We start from the raw sequence: 12106 nt of genomic DNA on the forward strand, positions 1-12106 counted from the left end.
GTCCCGACACCCCAGTGAAGAGGCCCCTGCCGTGAACGTCATCACCGATCACCTCGCGGAGTTCGGCGACGGGCTGCTGCTGACCGTCGAGCTGACGCTGCTGGCGCTCGCCGGCGCGCTCGCCGCCGGGATCGTCGTGGCCGCGATGCGGGTCAGCCCGGTGCGCGTGCTGCGCGCCGCCGGGATGGCCTACGTCGAGACGCTGCAGAACATCCCGCTGCTGGTGTGGCTCGTGATCGCGGTGTTCGGGCTGCCCGAGATCGGCGTCATGGCGGGGCTGTTCACCAGCGCGGTCGTGGTGATCGCCCTCTACCAGGGGGCGTACATGGCCGAGGCGATCCGGTCGGGCATCAACGCGGTGCCCGCCGGTCAGGGCGAGGCCGCACGCGCGCTGGGGCTGACGTTCGTCCAGTCGCTGCGGCTGGTCGTGCTGCCGCAGGCGCTGCGGACGGCGATCCAGCCGCTCGGCACCATCGCGATCATGACGCTGATGAACACGGCGATGGCGGCGGCGGTCGGCGTGGTCGAGCTGACCGCCGCCGCCAACCGGGTCAACCTCGCCGAGGCCCGGCCGATCTACATCTTCGTCACCGCGGGCCTGCTCTACATGGCGCTGTCGGCCGTGTTCGGGCTGGTCACCGGGACGCTCGAGCGGAAGCTGGCGATCCTGCGATGAGCTCCTCCCCCACCTCGCGCCTGCTGTTCGACGATCCGGGGCCGCGCGCCCGGCGCCGCATCCGGATCACCACCGCCGTGTCGCTGCTGGCCGGGGCGGCGCTCGTCCTGCTGGCGCTGCGGCAGTTCGCCGACAACGGGCAGCTGGCCGCCGAGCGCTGGGAGCCGTTCGGCACCTGGCCGATGTGGCGGTACCTCCTCGACGGGCTGCTGTCCACCGCGAAGGCGGCGGCCGTCGCCATCGCCCTCGCGATGGCGGGCGGCATCGTGCTCGCGCTCGGCCGCACCTCGCCGTCCCGCTGGCTGCGGTGGCCCGCGACCGCCTACGTCGAGATCGTCCGGACGATCCCGGCGCTGCTGCTCGTGTACGTGGTGCTGTTCGCGCTGCCCCGCTACGGGCTGAACCTGCCGCTGTTCTGGAAGCTCGTCGTGCCGCTCGCGGTGTCGAACGCGGCGGCGTTCGCGGAGATCTTCCGGGCGGGCATCCGGTCGGTGGAGCGCGGCCAGCTGGAGGCGGGCCTCGCGGTCGGGCTGACCCGCGGCCGGGCGATGCGGCTGATCGTCCTGCCGCAGGCGGCTCGCAGGGTGCTGCCGTCCCTGGTCAGCCAGTCGGCGGGGCTGCTCAAGGACACCTCGCTCGGGTACGTCGTCAGCTACGCCGAGCTGCTCTACAGCGGCAAGGTGCTGGCGAACTACAACCACCTGCTCATCCAGACCTACCTGATCGTCGCGCTGATCTACCTGGTGGTGAACGCGACGCTGTCGAAGATCGCGCGAACGCTCGAGGCGCGGCAGCGGACGCGGCCGTCCCGCGCCGTCCGCGACGCCGTGCCCGCCGCGCCCGTCGCGAAGGCGAGCTGAGGAGACCGATGTACGAAGTGCTGGCGGAGGTCGTGCGCAACGGCTTCCCCGAGAGCCTCCACTACGGCAGCGTCGCCGGGCTCGCCCCGGACGGCTCCCTGGCCCACATCCGCGGCAACCCGGAGGAGACCGTCCTGCCGCGCTCGACGACCAAGCCGTTCCAGGCCGCCGCGTGCCTGGCGGCCGGGGCGCCGCTGTCCGGCGAGCGGCTCGCGATCGCCGCGGGCAGCCACACCGGGGAGGACTTCCACCTCAAGGCCGTCGAGGCGGTCCTCGGCGACGCCGGGTTGGACGCCGGCGCCCTGCGGTGCCCGCCGTCGTGGCCGGAGGACGAACCGACGAAGGAGGGGCTGATCCGCGCCGGGGAGCGCGAGTCGCGCGAGCGGATGAACTGCTCGGGCAAGCACGCCGCGATGCTCGCCGCGTGCGCCGCGAACGGCTGGCCCACCGAGACCTACCTCGACCCCGGGCACCCGCTGCAGCGGCTCGTCCGGCAGGCGATGGCCGACTGCTCCGGCGAGGAGCCGTCCCCGGTGGCGGTGGACGGCTGCGGCGCGCCGCTGTTCGGCCTCACGCTCAGCGGCCTCGCGCGGGCCGTGCGGGCGCTCGTCCTGGCGCAGGACGGGCCCGGCCGCGCGGTCGCCGACGCCATGCGCGCCCACCCCGAGTACGTCGGCGGGACCGGGCACGTCAACACCGAGCTGATGCGCGCCCTGCCCGGCTCGGTCGCCAAGGGAGGCGCCGAGGGCGTGCTCGTCGCCGCCACCGCGCGCGGCCACGCCGTCGCGGTGAAGGTCATCGACGGCAGCCCCGCGCCACCACCGCCATCGCGCTGGGCGCGCTCGCCGCGCTCGGCGCCGACATCGCCCCGGCCGCCGAGCTGGGCACCGTCCCGATCCTCGGCGGAGGCCGCCGGGTCGGGGAGATCCGCACCGTTCCGGAAGGAAGTCAGTGAGCATCACCTACGAGATCTGCATCGACGGCGTCGCGGGCGCGGTGGCCGCCGAGAAGGCGGGCGCCGACCGCGTGGAGCTGTGCGCGGCCCTGTTCGAGGGCGGGCTGACCCCGACCCTCGGGACGGTCCGCGCCGCGCTCGCCGCGGTCTCGTCCATCCGGGTGCACGTCATCGTCCGGCCGCGCGGCGGCGATTTCATCTTCGACGAGCACGAGATCGCGGCGATGGAACACGACGTGGCGCTCGTCCGGGAGGCCGGGGCGCACGGCGTCGTGATCGGGGCGCTGACCCCGGACGGCGCGGTCGACCGGCCGGTCACCGAGCGGCTCATCGCCGCGGCGGGCGGCCTGCCGGTGACGTTCCACCGGGCGTTCGACATGACCGCCGACCCGTTCGCCACGCTGGACACGCTCGTCGAGCTGGGCGTCGACCGGGTGCTGACGTCCGGCCAGGACGTCAGCGCGCTCGAGGGCGCGCCGCTGATCGCCGAGCTGGTGCGGCGCGCGGGCGACCGGATCGTCGTCATGCCGGGCGGCGGGATCACCGACCGCAACGCGGCCCGCGTCGTCGCGGCGACCGGCGCCCGCGAGGTCCACTTCGCCGCGCTGTCGGAGGAGCCGAGCCCGGCCGTGCACCGCAACCCGTACCCGTTCATGGGCGGCGAGCTGCGGCAGCCGGAGTACCGGCGGCTCGTCACGACCGGCGCCGGGATCGGCGCCGTCATGCGCGCCGCGGGCGGCTGACCCGCGCCCGCTCCGCCCGATTGCCGCGGCTTGGCCGATCCCTTGTCATGATCTTGATGAGTTGATGACGCCGGGACTTGCGGACGGGGCATGGATGCCTAGGACCATCGCCGTCGGCACCGGGAGCGGGCAATCATGCAGGTGAAGCTGGAGGCCGAGCTGGGCCGCGTCCCGATCACGGACGTGGAGCCGGTGGTGGGGTGCGGCCGGTGGCCGGCCAAGGCGGTCGTGGGCGAGACCTTCGAGGTGTCGGCGACGGTGTTCCGCGAGGGACACGAGATGCTCGGCGCGGCGGTGGTGCTGCGGACGCCGGACGGCGAGGAGTGCCCGCCGGTGCGGATGCGGGAGGTCGCGCCGGGCACCGACCGCTGGGCGGCGCGGGTGACACCGACCGAGCGGGGCCCGTGGTCATTCCGGGTGGAGGCCTGGGGCGACCCCATCGCGCACTGGTGGCACGACGCCCAGATCAAGATCCCGCGCGGCCAGGACGTCGAGCTGATGCTCGCCGAGGGCGTCCGGTTGTTCGAGCGGGCCGCGCGGGACATCCCGGCCAAGGACCGGCGGACGCTGACGCGCCTGGCGAAGCTGATGTCGGACGACGACGTCGAGCCCGTCGACCGCCTGGAGGCCGCGGGGAACCCGAACGTCCACGAGATCCTGGAGCGGCATCCGCTGCGCGACCTGGTCACCGCCGGCGACTGGTACCCCCTGATCGTGCACCGCGAACGAGCCCTCTACGGCGCCTGGTACGAGTTCTTCCCCCGCTCCGAAGGCGCCGCCCACGACCCCATGGGACGCCGCCCACCCACCTCCGGCACCCTGCGCACCGCGATGAAACGCCTCCCCGCCATCGCCGACATGGGCTTCGACGTGGTCTACCTCCCCCCGTCCACCCCATCGGCACCACCGCCCGCAAAGGCCCCAACAACACCCTGGACGCCGCCCCCCACGACCCCGGCTCCCCCTGGGCCATCGGCTCACCCCACGGCGGCCACGACACCATCCACCCCGACCTGGGCACCCTCGACGACTTCGACGCCTTCGTCGCCCACGCCCACCACCACGGCCTCGAAATCGCCCTCGACCTCGCCCTGCAATGCTCCCCCGACCACCCCTGGGTCACCCAAAACCCCCAATGGTTCACCACCCGCGCCGACGGCACCATCGCCCACGCAGAGAACCCACCCAAGAAATACCAGGACATCTACCCCCTCAACTTCGACAACGACCCCGACGGCCTCTACACCGAAACCACCCGCATCATCCGCCACTGGATCGACCACGGCGTCACCATCTTCCGCGTCGACAACCCCCACACCAAACCCGTCCCCTTCTGGGAACGCCTCCTGGCCGACACCGCCACCACCCACCCCGACGTCCTCTTCCTCGCCGAAGCCTTCACCCGCCCCGCCATGATGCACACCCTCGCCAAAATCGGCTTCCACCAGTCCTACACCTACTTCACCTGGCGCAACTCCGCCGACGAACTCCGCACCTACTTCACCGAACTGTCCGGACCCGCCGCCGCCCACATGCGCCCCAACTGCTTCACCAACACCCCCGACATCCTCAACCAATACCTCCAGCACGGCGGACGCCCCGCCTTCGAAATCCGCGCCATCCTCGCCGCCCTCCTGTCCCCCACCTGGGGCATCTACAGCGGCTACGAACTATGCGAGAACACCCCCGTCCGACCCGGCAGCGAGGAATACCGCGACTCCGAGAAATACCAGTACCGCCCCCGCGACTGGGACACCGCCGCCGCCACCGGCACCACCATCGCCCCCCTCATCACCCGCCTCAACACCCTGCGCCACACCCACCCCGCCCTGCACCACCTGCGCAACCTGCACTTCCACCACGTCGACCAACCCGAACTGCTCGCCTTCTCCAAACACCACCTCGACGACACCGTCCTGACCATCATCAACCTCAACCCCCACCACCCCCGCGAAGCCACCGTCCACCTCGACCTGCCCGCACTCGGCCTGCCCGACCACCCCCACCACACCTTCACCGTCGTCGACGAACTCGACGGCACCCCCTACACCTGGACACAAACCAACTACGTCCACCTCGACCCCCGCACCCGACCCGCACACGTCCTGACGATCCGGCGGGACGGCAGCCGGGGCGGCGTGCTCGGTGCGGACACGACAAGCGCGAACGGGACGGCGAGCGCGCGCTCGTCGCGCACAGCGCGGCGGGCCGATGGAAGCTGAGCTTCCACCGGCCCGCGGTGCGCGTGCCGTCCGCGCCTCCGTCCGTGCTTTCGTCCTCCGTGCCCGCTACGCCGCCGGTTCCACGGTGCGGCAGGCGGTGAACACCGAGCCCAGACCCTCGCGGTCGATGATCTCGCGGAGCTTGGCGGGCTGCTCGAGCAGCGACAGGCAGCCGCCCTCGGCGGCGACCCGCCAGCGGATGCCCAGCAGGATCGGCAGCGGATCGCAGCGCAGCCCGAGCCGGGCGCTCATCCGCAGCGCGAGGTGCCGCAGGCTGCCCTCGACCAGCGAGGTCAGGGTCTCCCCGAGCCGCGGGACGGTCAGCTGGTCGAGCACCCCGGACAGGTGGACGACCGTGTGGTCGCCGTCCGCCGCCGCGGTCGTGGTGATCGTCAGCTCGGACGGGACGGACGGCGCCGGCGTCAGCGCCGCGTCCCCCGGATGCAGCGCGCGGATGGCGTCCAGGACGTCCGCGGTGTCGGCCGGTCCGGTGCGGCGGCGGGCGGGCGGCCGCCCGGCGGTGGCCGCCGCGACGTCGGGGAACACCGGGACGAGCCGTCCGAGTCCGGTGGCGTCGAGCGCGCGCCGCACGGGTGCGGACGCGTCCGGGACCACGGCCCGGAGCCGGCAGCCGAGCAGCCGCGCCCGGGTCTCGGCACGGGCCAGCAGGACCAGCCCGGCGGCGTCGAGCAGCACGGCGTCCCCGAAGTCGATGACCACGCCCGCGGCACCCGCGCCGGTCTCGGATCCGGTGGCCGGGGCCCGCGCGGCCAGGGTCAGGGCCCTGCTCACGCCCTCGCGGATCCCCGCATAGTTCTGCCAGCTGATCTGCGCGGGCATGTTCAGCACGGTGAAGCCTCGCCGGGTCTTGATGCGCAGGCCCGGCACCATCGTGTCCTTCATGTCACATCCCGATCGGGGTCGGCGCGGCCGCGCGGGGCGTCCTCGGCGGAGCGGTCAGGTCGGCGCGGACGCGCGACGGCAGCGGCGGCGCGGCGGCCACGCCCGGCGGCCGTTCGCCGGGAGCGTCGGACACGGCCCCGCGCGCCCGGCGCCCGTCCGGGTGCGGCGGGCGCGCGCCCCGCTCGACGCCCGTGAGCCGGGACGCCGCGAGGCGTTCGATGGTCCGTTCCTCGGGCCGCACCCCGATATGGGTGCAGCAGGACCATAGGTCCTCCACGCAACGGCGCACGCTCTCGGCCGGAATTCCGGCGAAACGGGCGCGCAGCCGGGTCACGAGGTCGTCGCGCGTCGGTACGACGTCATCGCGCGTCGGTACGACCGATGGCGACTTCTCCCAGCGCTCCACTGTCCCTCCGATCGCTTTGGACGAAACATTCTTTTCCGCCCGAACTGTCGTCAGCTGCCGCGCGGCAGGTGCTGAGCTTGGAAATGACCTACCCCCGGCATGCGCCAGAAAAAGCCACGAACCTAAAAACCCGGACATGACACAACCGTCGCGCGGCAAGCATTGCGGCGCGCACGCGCCAGTGTCACGGCCGTTCCGTGCCGCCTTTTTGCCGCCCTTTTCCGCCTGCGGTGCCCGCGGCCGACCGGTACCCGCTCCGGGTGCCGGACCGCGCGGACGGCACGTAGATCGGCCCCACGGCGGATCTACCGGCCGGGGACGCGGCGATCCGCCCGGCCCGCAGGCGCGGGCGCAGTCCGGCCACCGGCGAAGGTCACGGTGCGTACGCAGATTTTTACGGATGGTTGCCGTCCGGGAACGTCGTCCGAGCGGCACGCGGGCATTGCTGATCTAGGTATCTCCAACACAGCGGGGTGGGTCATGCACGTTCGGCCACAGATCAGCAGCGGCGCGTCCGGCCGGAGCGGCGGCGCTCCGGAGCCCGCCGACCCGGCGCGCCGGAACGGTGCGGCCGCCCCCTCCGAACCGGCCCCGCGCCCCGCCCCGAACCGCCCCGCCCCGAACCGCCCCGCCCCGGACCGTCCGGCCCCGCCGCCGGTGACCGGCCCCGCGACCGGCCCGATCCCCGACACCTTCGACGAGGACTCGCCCCGTGTTCCGCACTGGTTCAAGACGGCGGTGTTCTACGAGGTGTCGGTGCGCGGCTTCGCCGACTCCAACAACGACGGCTACGGCGACCTGCGCGGGCTCATCTCCAAGCTCGACCACCTGCAGTGGCTCGGCATCGACTGCCTCTGGCTGCTGCCCATCTACCAGTCGCCCCTCAAGGACGGCGGCTACGACATCGCCGACTACACGGCGATCCTGCCCGACTTCGGCGAGCTGGGCGACTTCGTCGAGCTGATCGAGCAGGCCCACGAGCGCGGGATCCGGGTGATCGCCGACCTCGTCATGAACCACACGTCCGACCGGCACCCCTGGTTCCAGTCGTCCCGCAGCGACCCGGACGGCCCGTTCGGGGACTTCTACGTGTGGGACGACACCGACGAGAAGTACCCCGACGCGCGGATCATCTTCGTCGACACCGAGCAGTCGAACTGGACCTACGACCCGGTGCGCGGGCAGTACTACTGGCACCGGTTCTTCTCCCACCAGCCGGACCTGAACTACGACAATCCAGACGTCCAGGACGCCATGCTGGAGAACCTGCGGTTCTGGCTCGACCTCGGCATCGACGGCTTCCGCCTCGACGCCGTCCCCTACCTCTATGCCCGCGAAGGCACCAACTGCGAGAACCTGCCGGAGACGCACGCCTACCTCAAGCGCGTCCGCGCCGAGGTCGACCGCCTCTACCCCGACCGCGTCCTGCTGGCCGAGGCCAACCAGTGGCCCGCGGACGTCGTCGAGTACTTCGGCGACCCGGTCACCGGGGGCGACGAATGCCACATGGCGTTTCACTTCCCGGTCATGCCGCGCATCTTCATGGCCGTCCGCCGCGAGCAGCGCTACCCCATCTCCGAGATCATGGCGCAGACACCGAAGATCCCCGAGAACTGCCAGTGGGGCATCTTCCTGCGCAACCACGACGAGCTGACCCTGGAGATGGTCACCGACGAAGAGCGCGACTACATGTACACCGAATACGCCAAAGACCCGCGCATGAAGGCCAACATCGGCATCCGGCGCCGCCTGGCCCCCCTCCTGGACAACGACCGCAACCAGCTCGAGCTGTTCACCGCGCTCCTGCTCTCGCTGCCCGGCTCGCCCGTCCTGTACTACGGCGACGAGATCGGCATGGGCGACAACATCTGGCTCGGCGACCGCGACGCCGTCCGCACCCCCATGCAATGGACGTCCGACCGCAACGGCGGTTTCTCCCAGTGCGACCCGGCCCGCCTCTACCTGCCGGTGATCATGGACCCGATCTACGGCTACCAGGCCGTCAACGTCGAGGCGCAGCACGACAACCCCGGCTCGCTGCTGCACTGGACGCGCAGGATGATCGAGATCCGGCAGCGGCACCCGGTGTTCGGCGTCGGCTCGTACGTCGAGCTGTCGTCCTCGAACCCGTCCGTCCTCGCCTTCACCCGGGAGATCACCGAGGACGAGAGCCCGTGGGGCGAGATGGACACGATCCTGTGCATCAGCAACCTGTCTCGCTTCCCGCAGCCGGTCGAGCTCGACATGCGCCGGTTCGAGGGGTACTCCCCCGTCGAGTGCATGGGCGGCGTGCAGTTCCCGGCCATCGGCGAGCTGCCCTACTTGCTGACGCTCCCCGGCCACGGCTTCTACTGGTTCCAGCTCGACCCGCCGGAGAACGCGGAGACGGGGCGTGGCCGGTGACCGTGCTCCCGCCAGATCCGGTCCTCGTCCGGAGCATCGCGGAGTGGCTGCCCCGGCAGCGGTGGTTCGGCGGGAAGGACGGCCGCCGCATCGACGCGCTGTCGGTGCGGTCCGCCACCGAGCTGCGTCCCGGCGACCCCGGCCTGCACCATCTCGCCATCGACGTCACCCAGGACGGCGCCACCGACCGCTACCAGGTCCTGCTCGGCGTCCGCCGCGACCTGCCCGGCCGGCTGCGGCACGCCGAGATCGACGTGCTCGCCGACGGGCGGGACGAGCCGAAGGCCCGGCTGTACGACGCGGCGTTCGACCCCGACCTGACCCGGACCCTGCTGACCGACCTGGCGGAGGGCGCGTCGGTCGGGCCGGTGCGGTTCCACCACGTGCCCGGTGCCCGCATCCGCACCGACCTGGCGAGCCTGCCCATCACCGGCGAGCAGAGCAACACCTCGCTGCTGTTCGGCGACGCCTACATCTGCAAGCTGTTCCGGCGGCTCAGCCACGGCGTGAACCTCGACCTGGAGGTGAACCTCGCGCTGACCCGCGACGGGTGCGCGCACGTCCCGGCCGTCCTCGGCTGGATCGAGCTGGAGCAGGGGCCGCGGGACGGCGGGACGGCCGCGGAGCCGGTGACGCTCGGGCTCCTGTCGGACTACCTGCACACCGGCGCGGACGGCTGGAGCCTCGCGATCGCGAGCGTCCGGGACTGGTACGCGCACACTCCGGCACCCGGCGCGGACGAGTGGGCCGAGCTGGACGCCAGCGTGGCCGGGGGCGACTTCGCGGCGGAGGCCGAGCGGCTCGGCACCGCGACCGCGCAGGTCCACGTGGCGCTCGCGAACGCGTTCGGGGTGGAGACCGTTTCGGCGCGCGAGGTGCGGGCGATGGCCGCGCGGATGAACGACGAACTCACCGCCACGTGCCGCGCGGTACCCGGGCTCGCGCCGCACGCGAAGGCGCTCACCGCCGCGTTCGTCGAGCTCGCCTCGTCGGCCGTCCCGCTGCCCGTCCAGCGGGTGCACGGCGACTACCACCTGGGGCAGGTGCTGCGCACCGAGTCGGGCTGGACGCTGCTCGACTTCGAGGGCGAACCCGCGCGCTCCCCGGACGAGCGCCGCGCGCTCGCGCACCCGCTGCGGGACGTCGCGGGGATGCTGCGCTCGTTCGAGTACGCGGCGCGGTTCCTCATCACCAAGCCCGGGACCGTGCCGCCGGAGTCCGGTCCGCGGCTGGAGACGCGCGCGCAGGCGTGGGCGGCCCGCAACCGGGCCGCGTTCTGCCGCGGGTACGCGGCCGCGGGCGGCCCCGACCCGGCCGCGCACGCGGCGCTGCTGCGCGCGTTCGAGTTCGAGAAGGCCGTCTACGAGGTGCGGTACGAGGCCCGGCACCGGCCCGCGTGGCTGCCGGTGCCGCTGGGCTCGCTCGCCCACCTGACGGCTTGATCAAAGACACTGATCGACCCCGCTAATTCGCCGCCATGATCATGCAAAATCGGCTCGTTCGCCCAATTCGAGCGCGATCAACGGGTACCCGAACCGTCGCAGGCAAGATCAACCGACCGCCGGTACCCGGCGGCGAACGAAAGCGGAGAACGAATGTCCATCGCACGCCATGACAATCGGGGACCCGGCCGGAACCGGTCCCGTTCCGGCCGGATCCGGCACGCCGGGTCGGCCATTCGAAAACAGGGCGGCCGCACCGCCGTCACGATGACCGCCGCCGGGCTCGCCCTGGCCCTGCCGCTCGGCGGCGTCGCGCGGGCGGACCTGAACCGGACCGTCCTGGACCGGCTGAACCTCGACGCGGCGACCACCGAGAAGGTCAAGGCGTACGACGCCTACCGCGCGAAGCAGGAGAAGCAGGAGGACCAGGCGCGCAAGGCCGTGCGGTTCGCCAAGAAGCAGATCGGCAAGCCGTACCGGTGGGGCGCCGAGGGCCCGAACGCCTACGACTGCTCCGGCCTGGTGATGGCCGCCTGGCGCAAGGCCGGCGTCAAGATCCCGCGGGTCACGCACGCGCAGTACCGCAGGATCGACCGCAAGGTGAAGCTGAAGAACCTCAAGAAGGGAGATCTGATCTTCTTCCGAAATCGCGGCCATGTCGGGATGTACGTCGGCAATGACCGATATCTCCATGCCCCGAACTCCGGCTCCCGCGTACGGATCAACAAGCTCACCAAGAGCCGGAAGAAACAGTTCGCAGGTGCGGTGAGACCCGGCGCACCGGAAAAGCGGGAATTCCCGCTGGAGATCAGGAATCTCGCCGAGAAGATCGACCGGCTGAGCGAGAAGCCCGCCGAGGCCCCGCCCGATAAGACGCGGACCCCCGACACTCCGCACTCCGCACAGAACGCACCCCACCACCCCCGAAAGCCCCCGATCGGCTCGCCCGCCGGCGACGCGCAGCACGCGGCACCGCCCGCGCGGCCAGGAAAGCCGACACGTCCCGCTCCGGCGAAGAACCCGCCGTCCGAGCAGCACTCCGGCAAGATGGCCGCGAAGCCCGCCGGAATGTCCCACTGGCCGATGCGGCCCGCCGGATTCGACTCCTGGCACGCCTTCGCGAGCCAGACCGCGTCGATGACCGCATCGATCGCCGCGTCGATGACCGCGTCGATGACCGCGCCGGGACACCGTCCGCACTAGACACCCGGCACACCAAGACACTGCACACCAAGACACACGGAACACCACGCGCGCCCGCGGGACGCCCGAACCGGATCCCGCGAGCCCGATCCGGCCCGCAGCCGCCCGGACACGAGCGGCCTTAGCGAGCCGTGCGGGCGGGGGCCGACCGCCCGGTGCCGTTGACCGACCGCCGCCGCCATGGACGTCCGAACGTCCATGGCGGCGGCGTCCGTCTGCCCCCGGAACCTTCGCCGCATGCGCCGCCGCACACCACCGGAAGGTGTTTTCTTGGGGCTGTCGCGGAACTGCGG

At 72.1% G+C, this 12106-nt stretch carries 8 protein-coding genes and 2 pseudogenes; 8 read left to right on the top strand and 2 right to left on the bottom strand.

Going from position 1 to position 12106, the window contains the following annotated elements; genetic code table 11:
* Positions 1–31 precede the first annotated feature (31 nt).
* The 5 genes and pseudogenes from F7P10_RS03705 to F7P10_RS03725 all read left to right on the top strand — a co-directional run.
* Positions 32–676: an amino acid ABC transporter permease gene (locus F7P10_RS03705; protein WP_151008082.1), complete on the top strand. Its 645-nt coding sequence runs from the start codon at positions 32–34 to the stop codon at positions 674–676.
* Complete coding sequence (locus F7P10_RS03710) at positions 673–1536, top strand: amino acid ABC transporter permease (protein ID WP_151008083.1); 864 nt, start codon at positions 673–675, stop codon at positions 1534–1536. The genes F7P10_RS03705 and F7P10_RS03710 overlap by 4 nt, the downstream gene beginning before the upstream one ends.
* Positions 1537–1544: 8 nt before the next feature.
* Positions 1545–2288 (top strand): annotated as a pseudogene (locus F7P10_RS03715) (asparaginase); the annotation flags it as partial.
* A 199-nt stretch (positions 2289–2487) separates the two neighbouring features.
* The gene (locus F7P10_RS03720) at positions 2488–3234 is read left to right on the top strand and encodes a copper homeostasis protein CutC (protein ID WP_151008084.1); all 747 of its coding nucleotides are present in this window, start codon (positions 2488–2490) and stop codon (positions 3232–3234) included.
* Positions 3235–3369: 135 nt separating this feature from the next.
* Positions 3370–5348, top strand: a pseudogene (locus F7P10_RS03725) (alpha-1,4-glucan--maltose-1-phosphate maltosyltransferase); the annotation flags it as partial.
* 174 nt (positions 5349–5522) lie between these two features.
* On the opposite strand, the gene F7P10_RS03730 reads toward F7P10_RS03725, so the two are convergent.
* Together F7P10_RS03730 and F7P10_RS03735 are read right to left on the bottom strand one after the other, a co-directional pair.
* Entirely contained in the window at positions 5523–6359 is an 837-nt protein-coding gene (locus F7P10_RS03730) for an STAS domain-containing protein (RefSeq protein WP_151008085.1), read from the bottom strand.
* Between the two features lies 1 nt (position 6360).
* Complete coding sequence (locus F7P10_RS03735) at positions 6361–6636, bottom strand: hypothetical protein (protein WP_151008086.1); 276 nt, start codon at positions 6634–6636, stop codon at positions 6361–6363.
* 609 nt (positions 6637–7245) lie between these two features.
* Here F7P10_RS03735 and treS point away from each other — a divergent pair.
* From treS to F7P10_RS03750, 3 genes are all read left to right on the top strand, one after another.
* Complete coding sequence (gene treS, locus F7P10_RS03740; protein WP_254716375.1) at positions 7246–9168, top strand: maltose alpha-D-glucosyltransferase; 1923 nt, start codon at positions 7246–7248, stop codon at positions 9166–9168.
* Complete coding sequence (locus F7P10_RS03745; protein WP_368077453.1) at positions 9165–10610, top strand: aminoglycoside phosphotransferase; 1446 nt, start codon at positions 9165–9167, stop codon at positions 10608–10610. Before treS ends, F7P10_RS03745 begins: the two co-directional genes overlap by 4 nt.
* Before the next feature lie 267 nt (positions 10611–10877).
* A complete protein-coding gene (locus F7P10_RS03750; RefSeq protein WP_176611286.1) occupies positions 10878–11813 on the top strand; it encodes a C40 family peptidase in 936 nt (311 codons plus the stop codon).
* Positions 11814–12106 lie beyond the last annotated feature (293 nt).

Origin of the sequence: Actinomadura sp. WMMB 499 (genome assembly GCF_008824145.1) — a bacterium.
Lineage (GTDB): Bacteria > Actinomycetota > Actinomycetes > Streptosporangiales > Streptosporangiaceae > Spirillospora.